The following is a 22,368-nucleotide window of genomic DNA, read 5'->3' as shown; positions in this document are numbered from 1 at the left end:
GCCGCGGGTGAGAATCCCGTGTGCGCGGCCGGCGAGACGTTACGGCAGCGGGGTGCCGCCCGTCGCGTTGACGATCTCCGCCGTGATGAAGCTCGCCTCCTGGGAGGCGAGATAGACATAGGCGGGGGCGATCTCGGCCGGCTGGGCCGGACGGCCCATGGGGCTCTGCTTGCCGAACTCGGCCGTGTCGGGCAGCGTCGCCGGGATCAGCGGCGTCCACACCGGGCCCGGCGCCACCGCGTTCACGCGGATGCCGCGCTCGACCAGCATCTGGGCCAGGCCGTGGGTGAAGGTCACGATCGCGCCCTTCGTCATGGCGTAGTCCAGCAGGTGGGGGCTGGGCTGGTAGGCCTGGACCGACGTCGTGTTGATGACGCTGCCGCCCTCGGGGATGTGCGGCACGGCGAACTTGGTCAGCCAGAACATCCCGTAGAGGTTGGTGCGCATCACGCGGTCGAACTGCTCGGTGCTGATCGCCTCGATGCCGTCCGGCTGGGACATCTGGTAGGCGGCGTTGTTCACCAGCACGTCGATCCGCCCGAACTCCTCGACGGCCCGGTCGATCAGCGCCCGGCAGTTCTCCTCGTCCCGGATGTCGCAGGACACGGCGACCGCCTTGCGGCCGGCCTCCTCCACCAGCCGCGCGGTCTCGCGGGCCTCGTCGGCCTCCTCCTCCAGGTAGGTGAACAGGACGTCGGCGCCCTCCCGGGCGAAGGCCAGCGCGACGGCCCGCCCGATGCCGGAGTCACCGCCGGTGATGACGCTCGCACGGCCCTCCAGCCGGCCGGAACCGCGGTAGCTGTCCTCGCCGTGGTCGGGCGGCGGGTCCATCGGGCCGGTCCAGCCCGGGTGCGGCTGGTCCTGCTCGGGGAAGTCGGGCTGCGGGTGCTGGGTGGCCGGGTCTTGCTGCCGGTGCTGCGGGTCGGTCACGACGGCCTCCTGGACCGGTCGAACGGGCACGATCCGCGACCGGGTTCCCGCTCGGCCGGAAGCCAAAAGCGATCAAGCCGCACGGCCCCCGGATGCCGGCGCGCCCCACGCCCCGCCCTCAGACGTCCTGGTCCCGGTCGAGCAGCGCCCGCACGCCCTGCGCGGTCAGCGCCAGCTGCTCGGGCGACCCGGCGTCGATGACCAGGGACAGCTCGTCCGACGGCCAGCCGTGGGCCAGCGCGCCGAGCCGGACCGTGTGGTGCCGGCGCGTCTGCGGCATGGCCTCCTCCATGCGGGCCGGCGACGTGAAGACGGGCACCAGGGAGGTGCCGTCCTGCTGTTCGAACACCGGCAGTGTCAGGGCCGCCGGGCCCGGACCCTCGCCGTCCGCCGCGGCCGGGACCAGCACCTCGCTGTCCGCCAGCGTGCTCAGCGCCGTCTGGTCGGCGCCCTTCTCCACGACCGTACGCAGGGCGTCCTGCGCGGCCGCTGCCGAATTGTCGAACTGGGGGTCGGTCATGGTGCGTCCCCTCGCCCTGGGAGTCGCCGCGGACCGGGTCACGGGCGGTGCGTCCGGTACGCGGCCGGACGCACCGGGTACCCCCGGCACGACACCGTATGTGGGTGGGCGCCGGGCGGTCGGCCCCGTCCGGCGTTTCGCCGCGGGCGGGCCGGGCACCCGGCGCCCGCGCCGACGCCGAGGAGGAGTGCCATGTCCTTCCGCGACCGCACCCACGCCGGACGGGAGCTGGCCCTGCGGCTGACCGGCGGGACGGGTTCCGGTGATCCGTTCGATCCGGTCGTGCTGACCCTGCCCCCCGGCGGTGTGCCGGTGGCCGCCGAGGTGGCCCGCGCGCTGCAGGCGACCCTGGACGTCCTGGTGGCCGGGGAGATCAGGACGCCGGTCCGGCCGGAGACCACGATCGGGGCACTCGTCGCCGACGACCCGCCGCTGTACGACCGCGACAGCCTGGCCATGATGCACCTGTCCGAGGACCGGCTCGGCGACATCGTCGTGAACGAGCGCAACGCGCTGCACCGGCGCGAGTACCGGTATCGCGGCCTGCGCCCGCTGCCGTCCGTCGCGCGCCGCACGGTCTTCCTCGTGGACGACGGACTGACGACCGGGCTGACGGCCACCGCGGCCCTGCGGTTCCTGCGCCGTCACGGTCCCGCGCGCCTGGTGCTGGCGGTGCCCGTCGGCAGCCCTCGCACGGTCCGCCCGCTGCGGGCCGAGTGCGACGACCTCGTCTGTCTCGTCCAGCCGCCGCGGCTGCACGCGGTCGGCGAGTGGTACGAGGACTTCGGCGCCGTCTCCGAGGAGGAGGTCACCGGGACACTGCACGCGTTCCGGACCCCTGCTTGAAGAACGGCCCGCGCCCCCGGCGGTGGCTCGTGGCCTCGTGCCCGACATGGAGTTCGACCTGCGCCGACCAGACGTTCGGAACCACGCCTCAGTGCACGGAGAAACCGCCGTCCACGAAGATCGACTGCCCGGTGACATAGGCGGAGGCGCGGCTCGCGAGGAACACGGCGGCACCCGCGAAGTCCTCCGCCAGGCCGTTGCGCCCGACGAGGGTGCGCGCGGCGAGCGCGGCGACCTTCTCCGGGTCGGACGACAGCCGGGCGTTCAGGGGCGTCATGACGAACCCCGGCACGAGCGTGTTGCAGGTGACGCCGTACGGCGACCACGCCTCCGCCTGGGAGCGGGCCAGCGACTCCAGGCCGCCCTTGGAGACGCCGTAGGCACCGCTCTGGACGAAGGCGCGGTGGGCCTGCTGCGAGGTGACGTGGATGATCCGCCCGAAGCCCCGCTCGGCCATGCCGGGTCCGAACCGCTGCCCCAGCAGGAACGGCGCCTCCAGGTTCAGGGCCATGGTGGCGTCCCAGACGTCCTCGCCGAGCTCGCCCAGCGGGGGACGCAGGTTGACGCCGGCCGAGTTGACCAGGATGTCGGGCTCGCCGAACACCGCGGCGGCCTCCTCGGCCGCGGTCCGCACGCCGTCGCGTGTGCTCAGGTCCGCGCTGACCCAGGCCGCGCGGCAGCCGTGCTCCTCCAGGGCGGCGACCGTGGCGGCGAGCTCCGCCTCCCGGCGGGCGACGACCACGACCCGGGCGCCGGCGCGGGCCAGGGCCTCGGTGACGGCGCGGCCGATGCCGGAGCTGCCGCCGGTCACGACGGCGACCCGGTCGTCCAGGGAGAACAGTTCGGAGAGGTAGGGCTGCGAGGTCATGACCGCACCCTACGGTCGGGCCGTGTGAGCGCGGCCGGGGCGGGGCACTCGACGTCCGCGGCGGCCCGACCGGGGCCGCCCGCGCGGACCGGAGGTGGAGAACATGGGGCACGGCGGAAACGTCATCGACGAGCTGATGACCGATCACCGCGAGGTCGAGGAGCTCTTCGGCAGGATCGAGGCTCTTCCGCCCGGTGACAAGAACCGCAAGCTGTACGCCGACCAGGTCACCATCGAGCTGGTCCGGCACTCGGTGGCCGAGGAGGAGTATCTGTACCCGGCGGTTCGCAAGCATGTGGACGGCGGAGACGCGATCGCCGACCGGGAGATCGAGGACCACGCCGAGGCCGAGCAGATCATGAAGGACCTCGAGGGCTGCGACGTCGAGGACACCGCGTTCAACCGGCTGATCAACCGGCTGACGACCGAGGTGCGGGCGCACATCGCGGACGAGGAGCAGAACCTCTTCCCGAGGCTGCGCGCGGCCTGCCCTCCGGAGGCGCTGGACGAGCTGGGCGACAAGGTGCGGTTGGCGAAGAAGACGGCGCCGACCCGGCCGCACCCGGCGGCCCCGGACAAGCCGCCGGCCAACAAGCTGCTGGCACCGGGCGTGGGCCTGGTCGACCGGATGCGCGACGCGCTGTCGGGCCGCGGCAAGAAGGTGTGAGCGGCGGGCCCGCCTAGGCGGCCAGGGGGGCCCGGCCCGGGTCCAGGCGCTCGCGCAGGGCAGGTCCGTGCAGCGCGGCCACGGGGGCCACGAGGTCGGGGTGGCGCAGCAGCGCGGCCGCCTCACGGTCGTACGGATCGGGCGACACCAGGCGGCGGAACTCGGCGGGCACCGAGGTCGCGTGGCCGACCTCGGCCGTCGCGGCCACGGCCCGCCGGGCCAGTTCGGGGTCGGTGAGCAGGCAGGCCGCCCAGCTGGCCACGACCTCGTCGACCCAGGAGCGCCAGGCGCTGTCCGTGTCGTCGGGGGCGGCCGCGTCGGCGCCGGTGATCCAGTCGAGGCCCGCCGAGCCGCCCGGGCCGGCCATCGACACGAGCGCGACGTCGGTCGGGGTGGGGTAGCGCAGCCAGGCGGCGACGGTCACGGCCTGCCGGGCCTGGACCTCGCCGAGGGCGTCGGCGAGGGCGCCGCCGCACGCGGGATAGGAGCGGATCAGCCACTGGGTGGTCGCCGCTATGAGCGGGGAGAGATCTGCGAGCACTGCGGGACCGTCCGGGGACTGACGAGGTGCTGGGGTCGCCGACACCGTAGCTCCGCGCCCTCGCCCGGGGACATGGCCGCCGCCACGTTCTCCGCGTGGCCTCCCCCACACCCCCGCGCACCCGTGAGCACCGATATATACGAGAACGTCCGGGCCGGCCGGCCCGGACGTCTCGCGGGAGTGATCAGACCAGGTCGTACCGGTCGAGGTTCATGACCTTGACCCAGGCGTCGACGAAGTCCTTCACGAACTTCTCCTTGGCGTCGTCGCTCGCGTAGACCTCGGCGAGCGCGCGCAGCTCGGAGTTGGAGCCGAAGACCAGGTCGGCGCGGCTGCCGGCCCACTTCAGCTCACCGGTGGCGGCGTCCCGGCCCTCGAACGTGGTCTGGTCCGAGGACGTCGACTTCCACGCGGTGCCCATGTCAAGCAGGTTGACGAAGAAGTCGTTGGTCAGGGCGCCGGGGGTGTCGGTGAAGACGCCCAACTGCGACTGCTGGTGGTTGGCGCCCAGCACGCGCAGGCCGCCGACCAGGACGGTCATCTCGGGGGCGGTCAGCGTGAGCAGGTTGGCGCGGTCCAGCAGCAGGTACTCGGCCGGCAGGCGGTTGCCCTTGCCGAGGTAGTTGCGGAATCCGTCGGCCGACGGCTCCAGCGCGGCGAACGACTCGACGTCGGTGTGCTCCTCCGTCGCGTCGACGCGGCCCGGCGTGAACGGCACCTGGACGTCGAACCCGGCGTCCTTGGCGGCCTTCTCCACGGCCGCGGAGCCGGCGAGGACGATCAGGTCGGCGAGGGAGACCTTCTTGGCGCCGGTGTTGAACTCGCTCTGGACGCCCTCCAGGACCCGCAGGACCTGCGCGAGCTGGTCGGGGTCGTTGACCTCCCAGCCGCGCTGCGGCTCGAGGCGGATACGGGCGCCGTTGGCACCGCCGCGCTTGTCACTGCCGCGGAACGTCGAGGCCGACGCCCAGGCGGTGCTGACCAGCTGCGAGACGGTCAGGCCGGACTCCAGGATCTTGGCCTTGAGGACCTGGACGTCGGAGGCGTCGACGGGCTCGCCCACGGCCTCCGGCAGCGGGTCCTGCCACAGCAGCGTCTCCTCGGGGACCTCGGGGCCGAGGTAGAGGGACTTCGGGCCCAGGTCGCGGTGGGTCAGCTTGTACCAGGCGCGGGCGAAGGCGTCCGCGAACTCCTGCGGGTTCTCGTGGAAGCGCTGGGAGATCGGGCCGTAGACCGGGTCGAAGCGCAGCGCCAGGTCGGTGGTGAGCATCGTGGGCAGACGCTTCTTCGACGGGTCGTGGGCGTCGGGGATGATCGCCTCGGCGTCCTTGGCCACCCACTGCTTGGCGCCGGCCGGGGACTCGGTGAGCTCCCACTCGTGGCCGAAGAGGATGCCGAAGAAGTCGTTGGTCCACTGGGTCGGCTTGGTGGTCCAGGTGACCTCCAGACCGGAGGTGATGGCGTCGCCGCCCTTGCCGGTGCCGTGGGTGGACTTCCAGCCGAGGCCCTGCTCCTCCATGGAGGCGGCCTCGGGGTCGTTGCCGACGGCGTCGGCCGGGCCCGCGCCGTGGGTCTTGCCGAAGGTGTGACCACCGGCGATGAGGGCGACGGTCTCCTCGTCGTTCATCGCCATGCGGCGGAACGTCTCACGGATGTCGCGGGCCGCGGCGACCGGGTCAGGGTTGCCGTTGGGGCCCTCGGGGTTGACGTAGATGAGGCCCATCTGGACGGCGCCGAGCGGGTTCTCCAGCTCGCGGTCGCCGCTGTAGCGCTGGTCGTCGAGCCAGGTGGTCTCGGGGCCCCAGTAGACGTCCTCGTCGGCCTCCCAGACGTCGGCGCGGCCGCCGCCGAAGCCGAAGGTCTCGAAGCCCATGGTCTCCAGGGCGACGTTACCGGTGAGGATCATGAGGTCGGCCCAGGAGATGGACTGGCCGTACTTCTTCTTGACCGGCCACAGCAGACGACGGGCCTTGTCCAGGTTGCCGTTGTCCGGCCAGCTGTTCAGGGGGGCGAAGCGCTGCTGGCCGCGGCCGGCGCCGCCGCGGCCGTCGCTGATGCGGTAGGTGCCGGCGCTGTGCCAGGCCATACGCATCATCAGCGGGCCGTAGTTGCCGAAGTCGGCCGGCCACCAGTCCTGCGAGTTGGTCAGGACCTCGGCGATGTCGCGCTTCACGGCGTCGAGGTCGAGGGCCTCGAACGCCTGGCGGTAGTCGAAGTCCGCGCCGAGCGGGTTGGCGACGACCGGGTCCTTGGCGAGGATCTTCAGGTTGAGCCGTTCAGGCCACCACTGGCGGTTTCCGCCGCCCTGGGTCGGGTGCGCTGCGCGATCGTGCGCGACGGGGCAGCCGCCGCCTGTGCCCTCCGCCTTCGCGTCGGTGACGATCGCATCGGAGTTCTCAGCCATGGGAAACCTTCCGGACTAGGTGAATCACAGTGCGCGGGGCGCACCGGTGGTGGTGGAGCAGCCGGGGCACAGGCCCCAGTAGATGACCTCGGCCTCGTCGATGGCGAAGCCGTGGTCGTCGGAGGCGGTCAGGCAGGGCGCCTCGCCGACCCCGCAGTCGACGTCGGCGACGACACCGCACGAACGGCAGACGACGTGGTGGTGGTTGTCACCGACGCGGCCCTCGAACCGGGCGGGGCTGCCGGCCGGCTCGATACGACGTATGAGTCCGGCCGCGGTGAGGGCGTGCAGCCCTTCGTACACGGCCTGGAGGGAGACATGACCGACGCGATCGCGCACCCCGGAGGCGATGGCCTCGACGCCGAGGTGGTCACCGGCGCGGACGGCTTCCAGCAGCGCGACACGCGCGGCGGTCACCCGCAGGCCGGCGCCGCGGAGCTCCTCGGCGGGGGTGGGAGTCTGGGCTGCGGTCATGACGACAACCTATCGCGCTAAACACGAACGACTCAAGAAAACGAACGATGAAAGTCTGGGGGTTCCCAAGAGGCCCGCCAACTGGTGCACATGACACTCCGTGAGACCCCCCATAGCGCTAAAAAGCATCTTTTCTGACATTTACTGATCACTTCTCGTCAAGGCATCCCTTCGTCGCAGACCAAGCGAACTCGACGGAGGTACACACGCATGCTCGGCAGACCCACAGACGGCCGCCGCGCCGCCCTGACCGCTCTCGGCGTCCTCGCCGTCACCGCGATGACCACGGCCGCGGCGGCCGCGCCGCCCCCCGCGCCGCTGCCCGCGTCCATCGCCGCCCAGACGGTCGGCGCCGACCGGCCCCCGGCCCAGGTGCTGCGGGCCCTGGAGCGGGATCTGAAGCTGACGTCCGCTCAGGCGGCCGAGCGCCTCGTCAACGAGGCCGAGGCGGGTGTGCGCGCGGGCCGGCTGCGTCTCTCCCTCGGGCAGCGGTTCGCCGGCGCCTGGCTGACGGGGGCGACCGCCGCCGAGCTGACCGTGGCGACGACGCACTCCTCGGACGTGTCGGCCATCGAGGCGCAGGGCGCGAAGGCGGCCGTCGTGAAGCGGCCGCTCGCCGACCTCGAGGCCGTCAAGGAGAAGCTGGACAAGGCCGCCGCCGGCGCCGCGACGCAGGAAGCCCCGGTCTGGTACGTGGACATGCCGTCGAACCGGGTCGTCGTGCGGGCGGCCCGGCGCGCGGCCGCCACGTCGTTCATCAGGGCGGCCGGAGCCCAGGACGCGGGCGTCGCCGTCGTCGTGTCGGCCGAGCGGCCCCGGCCGCTGGCGGACCTCGTGGGCGGCGAGGCCTACTACATCGAGAACTCCGCCCGCTGCTCCATCGGGTTCTCCGTCACCAAGGACCAGCAGCAGGGCTTCGTCTCCGCGGGCCACTGCGGCAAGCCGGGCAACAAGACGACCGGCGCCAACCAGGCCGCGCAGGGTGGGTTCCAGGCGTCCACGTTCCCCGGCAAGGACATGTCCTGGGTGGCCGCGAACAGCGACTGGACCGCCACTGCCGACGTCAAGGGCGAGGGCGGGCAGAAGACCCAGGTCACCGGTTCCGTCCAGGCGCTCGTCGGGGCGTCGATCTGCCGTTCCGGCTCCACCACGGGCTGGCACTGCGGGACCATCCAGCAGCACGACACGAGCGTCCGCTACTCCGAGGGCACGGTCGACGGGGTCACCAGGACCACGGTGTGCGCCGAGCCCGGGGACTCCGGCGGCCCCTACCTGTCGGGGTCGCAGGCCCAGGGCGTGACCTCGGGCGGCTCGGGCGACTGCACGAGCGGCGGCACCACCTACTACCAGCCGGTCAACCCGATCCTGAGCGACTTCGGCCTGGTGCTGAAAACGACGACCGCGCAGAAGGGCACGCAGGCCACGCCGGACGAGCAGGCGAAGGACCAGTGGGCGTCGGGCCGCGTCTACGAGGCCGGCAGCACGGTCACCGTCGCCGGGGTGCGCTACCAGTGCCTCCAGAGCCACCAGGCGCAGACCCGGTGGGCGCCGGACGGCACACCCGCCCTGTGGCAGCGGGTGTAGCCGGACCGCAGGACGCACCGCGGCCGGTGCGGGGCCGGGCCCCGCACCGGCCGGTGTGCGTCAGTCCTCCGCGAGGAGCGCGTACGCCGTGGGCACGAACGGGTCGCGGGCGCGGTAGCGGCGGGTGCACACCGCGACCAGCGCTGTCCCGGTGTCCGGACGGAAGCCGAGGAAGGCCTGCTGGCCGAGGGTGGCCCCGCTGTGGAAGTACATCGGGCCGCCGTCGGTGGGGTGCCGGAACCACGCCACGGTGTGCTCGTGGACGTGTCCCCGGCCGCGCCGCAGCACCGGGGTGCGCACCGCGCGCAGCGCGCCGGCCGCCGGGGAGCCGGCCGGGTCGAGGTGCGCCTCCAGGAAGGTGAGCAGGTCGTGCGGGGTGGCCCGGACGGCACCGGCCGCGTCGAATCCGCCCGCGTCGAAGGGGAGGGTGGGGGTGCGGCCGTCCTTGCCGTGCCCGGTCGCGTCGGTCTTGGGGTCCTCCGGGCGCAGCGAGGTGCCGTTCAGGCCGAGCGGGCGCAGCACCCGCTCGGCCAGCAGTTCCTCCCAGGGCGTGCCGGTCACGGCGGCCAGGGCGTGCCCGAGCACGGCGACGCCGAAGTTGGAGTAGTGCCACCGGGTGCCGGGCCGGTGCCGGGGGCGGTGGCGCAGGAAGGCGTCGACGACCCGTTCGGCGGGGTAGTGGCCGTAGGGGTTGGTGCGCCAGGCGGGCAGCGCGGCGCGGTGGAAGCCGGGCGGCAGGGCGGGCAGTCCCGCGGTGTGCGTGACGAGGTGGGCGAGGGTCACGGGGTCGGCGCCGGTGGGGCGGCCCGGTCGCAGGCAGGCGGCGGCGGGTTCGCCCCCGGTCAGCAGGCCGCGTTCGACGAGCCGCGCGAACAGCAGTCCGGTGAACGCCTTGGAGGCCGAGCCGATCTCGTAGCGCAGGTCCTGCCGGGGCACCGCCGGGGACACAGCGGTGCCCCCGCAGTGCAGGGTGCGGCGGCCGTCGCGGGACACCGCGAAGACGACGTCGGGGGCGTCCACGGCGTCGACGGCCCGCACCAGCCGCTCGGCCGGGCCGTCGTCCCCGCGAGGGGCGGCGGCCTGCCGAGCGGTGTCCTCGGCCGCGCCCGGCCAGGGCGTCGCGGGGGCGCTCATGCGGTGGCGTGGGTGAGGGCGGTCAGGGCCCGGGAGGTGGCCAGCACCGAGGCGAACGCGGCCACCAGCGTCGGGTGGTAGACGAGGTCGAACACCTCGTCCGGGTCGCCCTCGGGCATCGACCGCACGGCCGGCATGGCGCCGTCGGCCTGCTGCGCGGCGGCGAATCCCGCCCAGGCACGCCCGTCCAGGGTGGGGCGGGGCAGGCAGGCGTCGACGACGAGGAGTTCGCCGAGCAGGTCCCAGCGCTCCAGGTCCAGCCAGTCGTCGATCCAGACCGGCAGCCAGGTGGTGAGGTAGTCGACGAGACGCGGCGACAGCCCCTCGGGGCGTGCCCCCCACTCGGTCAGGTGGAACACCGTGTGCGTGACGTCGTAGGCGATGTGGCCGCCGACGGTCCACGGTTCGGGGGTGTGGCCCAGCCAGGTGGCGCCCGCGAGGTCCTCCTCGGGGGTGCGCGGGGCGAGGCCGAAGCGGCGCTGGAACGCGGCCAGCCCGAGCCGGCGGTTCGGGTCCACCTCGAGCGCCGACCAGCTCTCCAGCCGGTGGTAGAGGCGCACCGCGCGCTCCACCTCGGGCTCGGTGTACCCGAGTTCCTTGTACGGCAGGTACACCTCGAAGGGGATGGGCGACAGCGGTTCGACGCGCTGGCCGCGGGCCAGCATGCGGCCGCCGTCCAGGGTCTCGCGCCAGGTGTGGTCGAGGAGCCGGCGGGCCAGGTCGGCCTGCCGGGATCCGGCCACGCCCTCGCGGAACAGCACCCGGCAGATCAGGGCCAGTTCGCCGACGGGTTTGAAGCGGTCAAGGAAGCCGATCTCGGGATCGGCGTCGGGTTCGAGGCGGAATCCGTCGCGGTGGGCCCACAGCCACTCCAGGGCGCGGACGCCGACGGTGTGCATGAGGCGGGTGTCGGTCATCCGGGCACTCCTTGTCCCCTGTACCGGTGGTGTCCGCCCGTGCCGGCGGCGGCCTCGGCGGTCAGGTGTGCGAGGCACTGCGCGGCGGCGAAGGCGGCCATGAGCGTGGAGTGGTAGCAGTGCAGGAAGTCCGGCTCCCGGCCGCCGCCGTACTCCTGCTGCGGGAGGGCGCCCGAGGCGCACTGGGCGTCGGCGATCCGGGGCCAGGCGTCCCGCAGGACGCCGGGGTCGGGCGGGTCCGGCAGGCTCCCCGCCACGACGAGCAGTTCGCAGCTCAGGTCCCACATGCCGGCGTCGAGGCAGGTGTCGAGCCAGGCGGGCAGCCAGTGGGCGAGATAGGCGGACAGGTCCGCGGGGACGGCGCCGGGGGCGCGGCCCCAGTCGGTGAGGTGGAAGACGACGTGGGTGAGCGCGTACCCGGCGGAGCGCCCGAACGTCCAGGGTTCCGGGAGGCCGCCCAGCCAGGTCCGCCGCAGGACCCGCGAGGCGTCCTCGGGCCGGTGGATGCCGGCGCGCCGCTCGGCCTTGAGCACGCCGAGCCGGCGGGTCGGGTCCTGTTCGGTCAGCCGCCATCCGCGGGTGCGGGCGGTGGTGGCGGCGGCCGTCTCGTAGCCGGGGTGCCGCAGTCCCGCTGAGGCGAAGACGGAGTAGATCTCCAGGGGGTACGTCGCGAACGGCTCCAGGCGCTGGAGGTGCAGGAACAACTCCCCCTGCCCGGTCTGGCGCCAGGCGAACCGCAGCAGGCCGCCGGCGGCCTCGTGCAGCGGGTCGCCGGCCGGGACGCGCGCGCAGACGCTCGCGCAGGTCTGGGCCAGTTCCCCGAGGGGTTTCCAGGTGGCGTCGACCTGGCCGTCGGCGGCGAGCGCACCATCCCCGAGAGCGAACTCGTCGCGGTGGGCGGACAGCCAGGCGAGCGCCGCGGCGCCCACCTCCCGGATCCGCGCGACGTCCGTCGCCGTCATACGAGTGCTCCGGCGGCCCGCATGATCCGCGCGGCCTGCACCTGGAGGGCGACCCGGGGGTCCATGCCGCCCATCAGCTCCACGAAGTCCAGGCCCGCTTCGAGTCCCAGCGTGTCCGGTACCCCGTCGACGAGGGTGAGCCAGCGTCCGGCTCCGGCCGCCTGCTGCCAGTCCCGGCGGCGTACCGCCCGGACGAAGCCGCGGGCGAGGTCCACGGGACGGCCCCGGGCCACGCGGGCCACCGCGCTGTCCTCCCCGGGCACGGCCAGGGCGGCCAGGACGGCGAGTTGATGGGTCAGGACCTGCCAGGTGGCCGTCTCCAACCAGGCGGTCCCGGGTTCCCCGGCGTTCGTGCCGGGCGGCGCGGGCAGGGGGGAGCCGAGGCGCGCGAGGGTGCGGCGCATCGCCCAGTGGCTCCAGTGGACGGTGGGGGTGGTGTCGGGGCGGGGCGGGTACGCCTCGGCCGTGCGGCGGAAGGCGGCGAGCGCCTCGGGTACGGGCGGGGCCGGGAAGAGGACGTGAGGGAGGAGCAGATCCGCTCCCAGTACCCGCACGGCCGCGAGGATGAGACTGCCCTCGACGTCGTCCATGGCGGAGGTGCCGGACATGCGCACATGGTCTCCGCCCCGAAGGGCGGAGACCACGTCGGACGCAAGGTCCTGCACCGCGCCCTGCAAGAGGGCCGAAGTGCCTGACTGCTCCATTCAGCGTGCTCCTGTCGGGTTCGCCGGTCCTCAGCCCTTCTTGGGCCGCGGGGTCGGCGGGGACAGCAGCAACTGGGTGTCTGCGGAGAGCAGCGCCAGGGCGGCGCACTCCCGGCTGTCACGGAACACTCCGTCAGGCTCGGCGGGGTCGAGTGCCGCGTCGAGGTCCGTGCGGACGCCGGTCGTGTCCTTGGTCGCCTTGTCCATGGAAGGCATATCACCATCTCCTCTGGGGTCAGCCATAGCCTCCACAACCCAGATGACCACACCGCCTCAGAACGCGCATCTTTTCTCACCAGTGCACATACGTCTCTTCTTAAACATTTCTGATCAAGAAGGCCAAGGCGCCGAAGAGGTCGCCTGCTCGACCGAAGCCCCGTGCCACCCAGAGGAGTTGAGGACTCGGAGCGGTGAAGGGACGCCCTCCGCAGCCGTGGTGACGCACGCCATACGCCCCCCATGTCACAACCGCGGGGCCGGATCGGTCAGTGAGGTGTATCCCCCCTCTTACTTCTGGGAGTTCACAGTGGAACCGCGTCTCGACTTCTTCGGCAGCCCGCTGGCCGGCAAGGTGCTGAAGCACGTCAACTCCGCCGGCAAGGCGATCTCGGACTCGTCGCTGCCCGGCACCATCCAGGAACTGGTGAAGATCCGCGCCAGCCAGATCAACGGCTGCGGCTTCTGCACCGACATGCACACCAAGGACGCCGCGCACGCCGGCGAGACCGCCCAGCGCCTCCACCTGGTCGCGGCCTGGCCGGAGGCCACCGTCTTCACGGACGCCGAGCGCGCCGCCCTCGAACTGGCGGAGCAGGGCACCCGGATCGCCGACGCGTCCGGCGGCGTCACCGACGAGGCGTGGGCCGACGCCGCCGAGCACTTCGACGAGGAGCAACTCCTGGCGCTGATCTCGCTGATCGCCCTCATCAACGCCTACAACCGCGTCAATGTCATCAACCGGCAGCCCGCCGGGGACTACCGTCCGGGCCAGTTCGGCTGACCGGCGCCGGTTCCGTCCGCCGGGGCGCTCCGGCGGACGGACCATTAGCATGGTGGTCCGGGACGGGAGGCACGATGCGCGACCGGGACGACGGCGAACCCCTCGAACGGGGCATGGACGACGGGGACTCGCTCGAACACGCGATGAAGGACTTCGTCGCGGCGCGCCCCCAGCTCTTCGGCATCGCCTACCGCATGCTCGGCAGCGTGGCGGACGCCGAGGACGTCCTCCAGGAGACCTGGCTGCGGTGGCAGCGCACCGACCGCTCGGCCGTCCGGGAGCCCGCGGCGTTCCTGACGACCGTCACCACGCGCCTGGCCGTCAACTCCACGCGGTCCGCCCGCAGGCTGCGCGAGACGTACGTGGGGCCATGGCTCCCGGAGCCGGTCGACACCCGCGCCGATCCGCAACTGGGCGCGGAGCGGGCGGAGGCCGTCGACCTGGCGGTCCTGCTGCTCCTGGAGCGGCTCAACCCGGTGGAGCGCGCCGCTTACGTGCTGCGCGAGGCCTTCGACTACCCGTACGGGCGGATCGCGGAGATGCTTGAGACGAGCGAGCCGAACACCCGTCAGCTGGTGAGCCGCGCCCGGAAGCATCTGAAGGCGGCGCGCCGGGAGCCGGTGAGCGACGGCGCGCACCGGCGACTGCTGGAGACGTTCCTCGAAGCGGCGCGCAACGGCACGCTGACGGCGCTGGAGGACCTCCTCGCCGAGGACGTCGTCAGTTACGCGGACGGCGGCGGAATGCGTGGGGCGTCCAGGGTCCCGGTCGCCGGACGCGAGCGGGTGGCCAGGTACCTCGTGGCCTTCGCGCCGCGGTTCTGGCCGCGCTCCCAGGTGCGCTGGGTGGAGGCCAACGGCAGGCCCGCGGTGCTCGTGCGGCGCGCGGGCCATCCGGTGGCACTGCTGTGCGCGGACGTCTCGGACCGCGGCATCGAACGGCTGATGTGGGTCATGAACCCGGCCAAGCTGGCGCCGTATGTGGCCGCGGTCGCCGGCTGACGGCCCGTCCGCGCGGGTGGCGGTGCGGCTTCCAGGTCCTGGGAGCCACACCGGGCGAAAACGTTTCACCCCGGCCCGCCGGAGGTTACCGTTCGGTAGACATCGTCGTCCCGGAGGTGCCCCGTATGACGCCCGACCGTGCCGCAGGTCTCGTGGAGTCCGCCCGCGCGCTGGCCGGCGGGGAGGTGACCTCGCGGGCTCTCGTCGCCGAGGCGCTGGCGCGCATCGAGGCCACGCAGGGGTCTCTCAACGCGTTCCGCGTGGTCCGGACCGAGGCCGCCCTCGCCGAGGCGCGGGCGGCGGACGAGCGGCTGGCCTCCGGTGAGCGGCTGCCGCTGCTCGGTGTGCCGGTCGCGGTCAAGGACGACATGGACGTGGCGGGCGAGCCCACCGCGTTCGGCTGCCGCGGGGAGTTCCCGTCGGCCGCCGAGGACGGGGAGGCGGTACGGCGGCTGCGCGCGGCCGGGGCGGTGATCGTCGGCAAGACCAACACCTGCGAGCTGGGGCAGTGGCCGTTCACGGAGGGGCCCGCCTTCGGCGCCACCCGCAACCCCTGGCACACGGACCACACACCGGGCGGCTCCTCCGGCGGGTCGGCCGCCGCGGTCGCGGCCGGTCTGGTGCCGGCGGCCCTGGGCTCGGACGGCGCGGGATCGGTCCGCATCCCGGCCTCCTGGACCCATCTGATCGGCATCAAGCCCCAGCGGGGGCGCATCTCCACCTGGCCGCGCGGCGAGTCCTTCAAGGGCATCACCGTCAACGGCACCCTCGCCCGCACGGTCGCCGACGCCGCGCTGCTGCTGGACGCGGCCGCCGGCAACCATCCGCGCGACCCGCACCGCCCGCCCGCCGTCGACGCCTCGGCCGCCGTGGGCCGCGACCCGGGCCGGCTGCGCATCGCGCTCTCCCTCAAGCCGCCGTTCACCGCGGTGCCCGCCCGGCTCCAAAGCGAGGTGCGGGCCAAGATCGTCGAACTGGCCGCGCGGCTCGCGGCGTTGGGCCATGACGTGGAGGAGGCCGACCCGCCGTACGGCCGGATCGGACTGACGTTCGTGCCGCGCGCCACGGCCGGGATCGCCGAGTGGGCGGCCGACGTGCCGTCCCCCGCGCTCCTGGACCCGCGCACCCGCGGCGCCGTCCGGCTGGGCCGGCTGCTCGGCGGGCCCCCGCTGCGGGCGGCCCGGCGCGCGGAGGCGGTCCTGCACCGCCGGATCGGCCGGTTCTACGAGACCTACGACGTCGTCCTCACGCCGACGACCGCCGCTCCCCCGCCCCGGATCGGTGCGCTGGCCGGACTCGGCGGCTTCGCCACCGACCGGGCCATGATCGCCGCCTGCCCGTACGCGTGGCCGTGGAACGTGCTGGGCTGGCCCGGTGTCAACGTCCCGGCCGGCTTCGTGGGCTCCCTGCCCGTCGGCGGCCAGCTGCTCGGGCCGGCGCACAGCGAGCCGCTGCTCATCTCCCTCGCCGCACAACTCGAGTCGGAGCTGCGCTGGCACGAACTGTGGCCCCCGCAGCAGGGCGAGACGGCGCCGGTCGCGGCCGGCTGACCCCGGGGAGAGACGCCCCGGACCACCCGGGGGATGCCGTGCCGATCAGGCCGGATCAGCGAGCGGTCCGGGGCCGTGCGTCGCAAGGCGGAGGAGGGAGCCGACGCGACGGGGGTCCCCCGCTCGGGCGAAGCCGGGAGCGGGGAAATCGGCGACCGGCGACAACGGCGCGAGGCGCGGTGCCGGACGCGGGGAGCCCGGCATGACCGACGGGACACCCCCTAGGGTGCCTCCGTGAACACGTACACCGAAGAGAACGTCCCGGGCCGTCACGGCCGTTCCGCCACCACGGAGGCCGACCCGCGCGCGGTGGGCAAGGTGCGCACCGAGTACTCGCCCGCCCACGACGGCGACCCGGACCCCGGGGAGGTCGTCTGGACCTGGGTGCCCTTCGAGGAGAACGACGGCCGGGGCAAGGACCGCCCGGTGCTGGTGGTGGCGCGCGAGGCCACCGGGACCTTCCTCGCGGTGCAGCTGTCCAGCAAGCGCCACGACGGCGACCGTGAGTGGGTGGCGATCGGCAGCGGCCCCTGGGACCGCACCGGCCGGGACTCCTGGGTGGGGGTCGACCGCGTGCTGCGCCTGCACGAGGAGGGGATGCGCCGGGAGGCGTGCGCCCTGGACCGGGGCCGCTTCGACCTGGTCCGGCGCCGTCTGCACGAGCGCTACGGCTGGACCTGACCCGTGGGGAAGGCCCGGGCGAACGCCGCGCGTGTCGCGCCCCCCGGGGTGCGGTCGAGCACGCCGAACACCACGCGCTCGAACGCGGAGTCGAACCGTCCGCCCGGTCCGAGCAGGCCCCGGAACGCCTCCGCGACCCGCGCCGGGTCGTTCTGGAAGACGCCGCAGCCCCAGGCGCCGAGGACCAGTCGCCGGTAGCCGTGCGCGGCGGCGGTCTCCAGCACCCGCTCGGCGCGGGTGGCGAGCGCACGGGGCAGTTCGCCGGCGCGCTCGGGGGCCGTACGCCGTACGACGCCCGCGTTCGGCGCGGCGGCGGTCAGGAAGCCGGCCGTGTACGGCTCGGCGAGCAGCAGGCCCCGGTCGTCGCGGAAGACGGGCACGGCGGGTGAGTGGATGACGCGGTCCGTGTAGAACGGGTCGCGCCAGGCGCGATGGTGCTCGTAGAACCCGGGCGCCGCCCGCAGGCAGGCGTAGAGGGCCGAGGCGCGGCACAGGGCCTCCTCCTGGGCCTGCGCGCCGTTCAGGAAGCCGCCGCCGGGATTGCGGGCCGAGGCGAAGTTCAGCACGGCGGTGCCGGCGCCGAGGCGGCGAGCCGCCTCCAGGCTGCTCTCCCCCGTGACCTCGAACGACGTCGTCACCGGGGCCGGATCCGGCACGGGGACGGGCTCGGGGCCGTACATCCGCGTGCCTTCGCGGGCCGCGCGGACGGCGGCGGCGACGGACACCTCGCGGCCGTCCGGCGCGCGGTAGGAGCCCGCCTCGACGATCTGCTCGGTCTCCCTGGCGATGCCGCGCAGGCGCGCGCTCATGGCGCCACCCCCGTGCGCGCCATGCGCCCGCGACCGCGCGGGCCGCTCGTGCTCTCCCCCGCCGTGCTCACCTGAGCATCCTGGGCGATCCTGGTGCTGCGCCGCAACAGGAATTCCGGCGCTCCGGCGACCGTGAGGGACGGCCGGAAAAGCCCCAGCACACGCCGCGGAAAGGAGGATTACCGACCCCGAACCTGCCGGGCACGCACTCTTGTGCGATTCGTCGTGAACGTCTTGGGTGGGACGAGTGTGCCGCTCCGGACCGCGAGATCCGCGGGCCGGTGGCATCGTGGTTTCTCAGGAGGATCCAGATATGTCCGACTCGGTCAGTGACTGTACGGAGCACTCCCGCACCCTGGTCACCGAAGCCGAAGTGGAAGCCCTGGTCCGGGGCATCTGCTTCAAGACTGGCCCGCCCCGCACGCTCGGGGTGGAAGTGGAATGGATAGTGCAGGAGCTGCGCGACCCGCGGCTCCCCGTGACATCCGAACGACTCGAAGCGGCTTACGCCGCCGTGCGCTCCCTGTCCCTGAGGTCGGCTCTCACCGTGGAGCCCGGCGGGCAGCTGGAGCTGAGCTCGCCCCCCGCCGGCTCGCTCACCGAGTGCGTCGGCATCGTCTCCGCCGACCTCGCCGCCGTCCGGGCGGTGCTGGCCGGCCAGGGACTCGCCCTCGCCGGCTTCGGCGCCGACCCCTGGCACCCGCCGCGCCGGTTCCTGCGCGAACCGCGCTACGACGCCATGGAAGCCGTCCTGGATCGCAGGGGCCCGGCGGGACGCGCCATGATGTGCACCTCGGCCTCCGTCCAGGTCTGCCTGGACGCCGGGTACGAGGAGCCCGGCCCGCTGGGCCACGGCCGGCGCTGGTGGCTCGCGCACCAGCTGGGCCCGGTCCTCGTCGCCGCCTTCGCCAACTCCCCGCTGGCCGGGCGGGAACCGACCGGCTGGGTCTCCACCCGGCAGCGGTTCTGGATGGACATCGGCCCGGACCGCGCGGGCGCGCCCCCGCTGAACGGCGACCCCAGGACCGGCTGGGCGCGGCACGTGTTGGACGCGCCCGTGATGTGCGTCCGCGGCGAGAACGGCCCGTGGGAGGTGCCCGAGGGGCTGTCCTTCCGCGAGTGGACCCGGACGGGAGCGCCGAGGCCGCCCACCCGGGCGGACCTCGACTACCACCTGACGACGCTGTTCCCGCCGGTCAGACCCCGTGGCCATCTGGAGCTGCGGATGATCGACGCGCAGCCCGGCGACGACGGCTGGATCGTGCCGCTCGCCGTGACCGCCGCGCTCTTCGACGACCCGCAGGCCACCGAGACCGCCTACCGGGCCGTGAAGCCGCTCGCCGAGCGGGCCCTGTCCCGGCCCGCGCCGCACAACGCGCTGTGGGCCGGGGCGGCCCGCTCGGGCCTGGCCGACCCCGAGCTCCACGAGGTGGCGGTCATCTGCTTCACGGCGGCCCAGGAGGCCCTGCCGCGCCTCGGCGCGGGCACCGCGGTCACGGACGCGGTGGCGGCCTACCACGACCGCTATGTCGCCCGGGGCCGCTGCCCCGCCGACGACCTGCTCGACCGGCACCACGGCACGCACCGCCCGCACCCCCGGCTCCGCTCGCACGCGGGGACCCCGCACGGGAAGGACATCCATCCATGACCGACCCCGCCCTCGACGCCCAGACGCTCCGCGAGCGGGCCCTCACCACCCTGACCACGGCCCGTGCCCGCACGACCCTGCTGACCAGCTGCGTCGACGAGCCGGACCTGACCGCCCAGCACTCCCCGCTGATGTCCCCGCTGGTGTGGGACCTCGCCCACATCGGCAACCAGGAGGAGCAGTGGCTGCTCCGGGCGGTCGCCGGACGGGACGCGATGCGCCCCGAGATCGACGGCCTCTACGACGCCTTCGAGCACCCGCGGTCCGAGCGCCCCTCGCTGCCGCTGCTGGCGCCGGCCGAGGCCCGCGCGTACGCGTCCGAGGTGCGCGGCAGGGTCCTGGACCTGCTGGACGGCACCGCGTTCCACGGGACGCGGCTGACCGAGGCCGGCTTCGCGTTCGGGATGATCGCGCAGCATGAACAGCAGCACGACGAGACGATGCTGATCACACATCAGCTCCGCACCGGCCCGCAGGCCCTGACCGCCCCCGACCCGGACCCGGCTCCCCCGTTCACCGGGCCGTCCGAAGTCCTGGTCCCCGGCGGCCCGTTCACGATGGGCACCTCCACCGAGCCATGGGCGCTGGACAACGAACGTCCCGCGCACCGGCGCGAGGTGGCGCCCTTCCACATCGACACCACACCCGTGACGAATCGCGCCTACCAGGCGTTCATCGACGACGGCGGCTACGACGACGAGCGCTGGTGGACGCCGGAGGGCTGGGCGCACATCCGGCGGCACCGCATCCACGCCCCGCTGTTCTGGCACCGGGACGGCCGGCAGTGGCTGCGCCGGCGCTTCGGCGTCACCGAGCCCGTACCGCCCGACGAGCCGGTGCTGCACGTGTGCTGGTACGAGGCCGACGCCTACGCCCGCTGGGCCGGACGCCGGCTGCCCACCGAGGCGGAGTGGGAGAAGGCCGCCCGGCACGACCCGGTGTCCGGCCGCTCGACGCGCTACCCATGGGGCGACGCCGACCCGGCGCCCCGGCACGCCAACCTGGGCCAGCGCCATCTGCGGCCGGCCCCGGCGGGCAGCTACCCGGAGGGCGAGTCGCCGCTGGGCGTAAGGCAGTTGATCGGTGACGTGTGGGAGTGGACGGCGAGCGACTTCCTGCCGTACCCCGGTTTCCAGGCCTTCCCGTACAAGGAGTACTCGGAGGTGTTCTTCGGACCGGAGCACAAGGTGCTGCGCGGCGGGTCCTTCGCGGTGGACGCGGTGGCCTGCCGGGGCACGTTCCGCAACTGGGACTACCCGATCCGGCGGCAGATCTTCTCCGGGTTCCGCACCGCACGCTCCGCCGAGGACGCCTGATGTGCCGTCACCTCGCCTACGTGGGGCCCGGGGAGCCGCTCGGCCGGCTCCTCGTGGAGCCCCCGCACGGCCTGTACCGGCAGGCGTGGGCGCCGCGGCACCAGCGGTACGGGACCGTCAACGCCGACGGTTTCGGCGTCGGCTGGTACGCCGAGGAGGATCCGGTGCCGGCCCGGTACCGGCGCGCCGGGCCGCTGTGGGCCGACCCGTCGTTCGCGGACCTCGCCCGGGTGGTGCGCAGCGCCGCGCTGCTCGCCGCCGTGCGGGACGCGACGGTGCCGGGCGCCGACCAGGAGGCCGCGGCGGCCCCGTTCGCCGCCGGGACCTGGCTGCTCAGCCACAACGGCGCCGTGAGGGGCTGGCCCGCTTCGCTCGCGCCGCTCACGTCGACGCTGCCCACCGTGGACCTGCTGTCCATGGAGGCCCGCAACGACTCCGCGTTCGTGTGGGCGCTGGTGCTCGCACGGCTGCGCGACGGGGACGAACCGGGGCAGGCGCTGGCCGACACGGTCCTGGAGGTCGCCGAGGCGGCCCCCGGCTCCCGGCTGAACCTGCTCCTCACCGACGGCGCCACCATCACCGCGACCACCTGGGGCGACACCCTCTGGTATCTGCGCCGCGCCGGCGGCGGCACCGTCGTGGCCTCCGAGCCCTACGACGACGACCCGCACTGGCAGGAGGTCCCCGACCGCACCCTGCTCGCCGCGAGCCGCACCGACGTCCTGCTCACCCCGCTCAAGGAACCGAGCGGCGCCCCTGCCTACGCACCACGCAAGGAGCCCAGCACGTGAGTCCGTTCCACATCACCCGCACCCTCCCCGAGGACGCCACCTCGGCCGCACTGCGCGCCGACGTCCTCGCGGGCCTGACCAGCACCCCCAAGACACTCCCGCCGAAGTGGTTCTACGACGCCCACGGCAGCGAACTCTTCGAGAAGATCACCGAGTTGCCCGAGTACTACCCGACGCGCGCGGAACGGGAGATCCTCACCGGCCGGGCCGGCGAGATCGCCGCCGCCACCGGCGCCCGCACCCTCGTCGAGCTGGGCTCCGGCTCCTCCGAGAAGACCCGCTACCTGATCGACGCCCTCACCGGGCTGCACACGTACGTCCCCGTCGACGTCAGCGAGAGCGCCCTCACCCAGGCCGGGCAAGCACTCGTCCAGGAGCGGCCGGGGCTGGACGTGCACGCCCTGATCGCCGACTTCACCGCCGGCCTGGACCTCCCGGACACGCCGGGGCCCCGGCTGGTGGCCTTCCTCGGCGGCACCGTCGGCAATCTGCTGCCGCCGGAGCGCGCGGTGTTCCTCGCCTCGGTGCGGGCGCTGCTCTCCCCCGGCGACGCGCTGCTGCTCGGCACGGACCTGGTCAAGGACGAGCGGGTCCTGGTCGACGCCTACGACGACGCGGCCGGGGTGACGGCCGCCTTCAACAAGAACGTCCTCACCGTGATCGACCGGGAGCTGGGCGCCGACTTCGACCCCGGCGCCTTCGACCATGTGGCGGTGTGGGACGCACGGGAGGAGTGGATCGAGATGCGGCTGCGCGCCCGCACCGCGCAGACCGTGAAGGTGCCCGCGCTGGACCTCGCCGTGGAGTTCGCGGCGGGCGAGGAGATGCGCACCGAGGTGTCGGCGAAGTTCCGCCGGGACGGGGTGCGCGCGGAGCTCACGGCGGCCGGCCTGGAGCTGACGCACTGGTGGACGGACGCCGAGGGCCGGTTCGCGCTCTCGCTGAGCACGGCGCGGTGACGGACGGCTCGCGCGATGCCCCGCGGTGGGGCACGGTGGAGTGACGCGTGTGAGAGGAGCAC

General features: G+C 73.8%; 23 protein-coding genes. 11 read left to right on the top strand and 12 right to left on the bottom strand.

Annotated elements, in window-relative coordinates:
• Nucleotides 1-39 precede the first annotated feature (39 nt).
• Both ACFRAC_RS14785 and ACFRAC_RS14780 read right to left on the bottom strand, forming a co-directional pair.
• Nucleotides 40-930, bottom strand: coding sequence for an SDR family oxidoreductase (locus tag ACFRAC_RS14785; RefSeq protein ID WP_382924276.1), 891 nt, complete (start codon nt 928-930; stop codon nt 40-42).
• 118 nt (nt 931-1,048) lie between these two features.
• Nucleotides 1,049-1,450 (bottom strand): SseB family protein, encoded by a 402-nt coding sequence (locus ACFRAC_RS14780; protein WP_382924275.1) that lies wholly within the window; start codon nt 1,448-1,450, stop codon nt 1,049-1,051.
• A gap of 192 nt (nt 1,451-1,642) precedes the next feature.
• On the opposite strand from ACFRAC_RS14780, the gene ACFRAC_RS14775 reads away from it, so the two are divergent.
• Nucleotides 1,643-2,296, top strand: coding sequence for a phosphoribosyltransferase (locus ACFRAC_RS14775; RefSeq protein ID WP_382924274.1), 654 nt, complete (start codon nt 1,643-1,645; stop codon nt 2,294-2,296).
• 88 nt (nt 2,297-2,384) lie between these two features.
• Here ACFRAC_RS14775 and ACFRAC_RS14770 read toward each other — a convergent pair whose 3' ends face one another.
• Complete coding sequence (locus ACFRAC_RS14770) at nt 2,385-3,164, bottom strand: SDR family NAD(P)-dependent oxidoreductase (protein ID WP_382924273.1); 780 nt, start codon at nt 3,162-3,164, stop codon at nt 2,385-2,387.
• Nucleotides 3,165-3,267: 103 nt separating this feature from the next.
• Here ACFRAC_RS14770 and ACFRAC_RS14765 point away from each other — a divergent pair, with 103 nt between their 5' ends.
• The gene (locus ACFRAC_RS14765; RefSeq protein WP_382924272.1) at nt 3,268-3,831 is read left to right on the top strand and encodes a hemerythrin domain-containing protein; all 564 of its coding nucleotides are present in this window, start codon (nt 3,268-3,270) and stop codon (nt 3,829-3,831) included.
• Between the two features lie 13 nt (nt 3,832-3,844).
• Here the strand turns inward: ACFRAC_RS14765 and ACFRAC_RS14760 are convergent, their stop codons facing one another.
• The 3 genes from ACFRAC_RS14760 to ACFRAC_RS14750 all read right to left on the bottom strand — a co-directional run bounded on the left by ACFRAC_RS14760 (nt 3,845) and on the right by ACFRAC_RS14750 (nt 7,250).
• Nucleotides 3,845-4,372: a hypothetical protein gene (locus ACFRAC_RS14760; protein ID WP_382924271.1), complete on the bottom strand. Its 528-nt coding sequence runs from the start codon at nt 4,370-4,372 to the stop codon at nt 3,845-3,847.
• 184 nt (nt 4,373-4,556) lie between these two features.
• On the bottom strand, nt 4,557-6,776 hold the full coding sequence (gene katG / locus ACFRAC_RS14755) for a catalase/peroxidase HPI (protein ID WP_382924270.1): 2,220 nt from the start codon (nt 6,774-6,776) through the stop codon (nt 4,557-4,559).
• Between the two features lie 24 nt (nt 6,777-6,800).
• Nucleotides 6,801-7,250 (bottom strand): Fur family transcriptional regulator, encoded by a 450-nt coding sequence (locus ACFRAC_RS14750; protein WP_382924269.1) that lies wholly within the window; start codon nt 7,248-7,250, stop codon nt 6,801-6,803.
• 210 nt (nt 7,251-7,460) lie between these two features.
• Between ACFRAC_RS14750 and ACFRAC_RS14745 the strand changes: the two genes are divergently transcribed.
• Nucleotides 7,461-8,834: an alpha-lytic protease prodomain-containing protein gene (locus tag ACFRAC_RS14745; RefSeq protein WP_382924268.1), complete on the top strand. Its 1,374-nt coding sequence runs from the start codon at nt 7,461-7,463 to the stop codon at nt 8,832-8,834.
• 60 nt (nt 8,835-8,894) lie between these two features.
• Here ACFRAC_RS14745 and ACFRAC_RS14740 read toward each other — a convergent pair whose 3' ends face one another.
• From ACFRAC_RS14740 to ACFRAC_RS14720, 5 genes are read right to left on the bottom strand one after another with little or no spacing between them, the layout of a single operon-like run.
• Nucleotides 8,895-9,968, bottom strand: a complete 1,074-nt coding sequence (locus ACFRAC_RS14740; protein WP_382924267.1) for a serine hydrolase domain-containing protein — start codon at nt 9,966-9,968, stop codon at nt 8,895-8,897.
• Nucleotides 9,965-10,885 (bottom strand): DUF6895 family protein, encoded by a 921-nt coding sequence (locus ACFRAC_RS14735; protein WP_382924266.1) that lies wholly within the window; start codon nt 10,883-10,885, stop codon nt 9,965-9,967. Before ACFRAC_RS14735 ends, ACFRAC_RS14740 begins: the two co-directional genes overlap by 4 nt.
• Nucleotides 10,882-11,847 (bottom strand): DUF6895 family protein, encoded by a 966-nt coding sequence (locus ACFRAC_RS14730; RefSeq protein WP_382924265.1) that lies wholly within the window; start codon nt 11,845-11,847, stop codon nt 10,882-10,884. Before ACFRAC_RS14730 ends, ACFRAC_RS14735 begins: the two co-directional genes overlap by 4 nt.
• A complete protein-coding gene (locus ACFRAC_RS14725) occupies nt 11,844-12,551 on the bottom strand; it encodes a hypothetical protein (RefSeq protein ID WP_382924264.1) in 708 nt (235 codons plus the stop codon). Before ACFRAC_RS14725 ends, ACFRAC_RS14730 begins: the two co-directional genes overlap by 4 nt.
• Before the next feature lie 30 nt (nt 12,552-12,581).
• A complete protein-coding gene (locus ACFRAC_RS14720; RefSeq protein ID WP_086872279.1) occupies nt 12,582-12,767 on the bottom strand; it encodes a hypothetical protein in 186 nt (61 codons plus the stop codon).
• Between the two features lie 310 nt (nt 12,768-13,077).
• On the opposite strand from ACFRAC_RS14720, the gene ACFRAC_RS14715 reads away from it, so the two are divergent.
• The 4 genes from ACFRAC_RS14715 to ACFRAC_RS14700 all read left to right on the top strand — a co-directional run bounded on the left by ACFRAC_RS14715 (nt 13,078) and on the right by ACFRAC_RS14700 (nt 16,783).
• A complete protein-coding gene (locus ACFRAC_RS14715; protein ID WP_382924263.1) occupies nt 13,078-13,551 on the top strand; it encodes a carboxymuconolactone decarboxylase family protein in 474 nt (157 codons plus the stop codon).
• A gap of 74 nt (nt 13,552-13,625) precedes the next feature.
• Nucleotides 13,626-14,552, top strand: a complete 927-nt coding sequence (locus tag ACFRAC_RS14710) for an RNA polymerase sigma-70 factor (protein WP_382924262.1) — start codon at nt 13,626-13,628, stop codon at nt 14,550-14,552.
• Between the two features lie 125 nt (nt 14,553-14,677).
• Nucleotides 14,678-16,102, top strand: a complete 1,425-nt coding sequence (locus ACFRAC_RS14705) for an amidase (protein ID WP_382924261.1) — start codon at nt 14,678-14,680, stop codon at nt 16,100-16,102.
• Between the two features lie 234 nt (nt 16,103-16,336).
• Nucleotides 16,337-16,783, top strand: coding sequence for a type II toxin-antitoxin system PemK/MazF family toxin (locus ACFRAC_RS14700; protein WP_382924260.1), 447 nt, complete (start codon nt 16,337-16,339; stop codon nt 16,781-16,783).
• Here the strand turns inward: ACFRAC_RS14700 and ACFRAC_RS14695 are convergent.
• Entirely contained in the window at nt 16,768-17,592 is an 825-nt protein-coding gene (locus ACFRAC_RS14695) for a TIGR02452 family protein (RefSeq protein ID WP_382924259.1), read from the bottom strand. The two genes, ACFRAC_RS14700 and ACFRAC_RS14695, sit on opposite strands and share 16 nt — an antisense overlap.
• Nucleotides 17,593-17,905: 313 nt before the next feature.
• Between ACFRAC_RS14695 and egtA the strand changes: the two genes are divergently transcribed.
• Genes egtA through egtD form a run of 4 tightly spaced genes read left to right on the top strand, consistent with a single transcriptional unit; the run spans nt 17,906 to nt 22,306 of the window.
• Complete coding sequence (gene egtA, locus ACFRAC_RS14690) at nt 17,906-19,240, top strand: ergothioneine biosynthesis glutamate--cysteine ligase EgtA (protein ID WP_382924258.1); 1,335 nt, start codon at nt 17,906-17,908, stop codon at nt 19,238-19,240.
• Nucleotides 19,237-20,556: an ergothioneine biosynthesis protein EgtB gene (gene egtB, locus ACFRAC_RS14685; RefSeq protein ID WP_382924257.1), complete on the top strand. Its 1,320-nt coding sequence runs from the start codon at nt 19,237-19,239 to the stop codon at nt 20,554-20,556. Before egtA ends, egtB begins: the two co-directional genes overlap by 4 nt.
• Complete coding sequence (gene egtC, locus ACFRAC_RS14680; protein ID WP_382924256.1) at nt 20,556-21,347, top strand: ergothioneine biosynthesis protein EgtC; 792 nt, start codon at nt 20,556-20,558, stop codon at nt 21,345-21,347. The genes egtB and egtC overlap by 1 nt, the downstream gene beginning before the upstream one ends.
• A complete protein-coding gene (egtD, locus tag ACFRAC_RS14675) occupies nt 21,344-22,306 on the top strand; it encodes an L-histidine N(alpha)-methyltransferase (RefSeq protein WP_382924255.1) in 963 nt (320 codons plus the stop codon). The genes egtC and egtD overlap by 4 nt, the downstream gene beginning before the upstream one ends.
• Nucleotides 22,307-22,368: the final 62 nt, after the last annotated feature.

It is taken from the genome of Streptomyces sp. NPDC056628, assembly GCF_042792555.1.
GTDB lineage: Bacteria > Actinomycetota > Actinomycetes > Streptomycetales > Streptomycetaceae > Streptomyces.
Note: the sequence above shows the minus strand (reverse complement) of the source record. Positions and strands in the feature narration are given on the sequence as shown.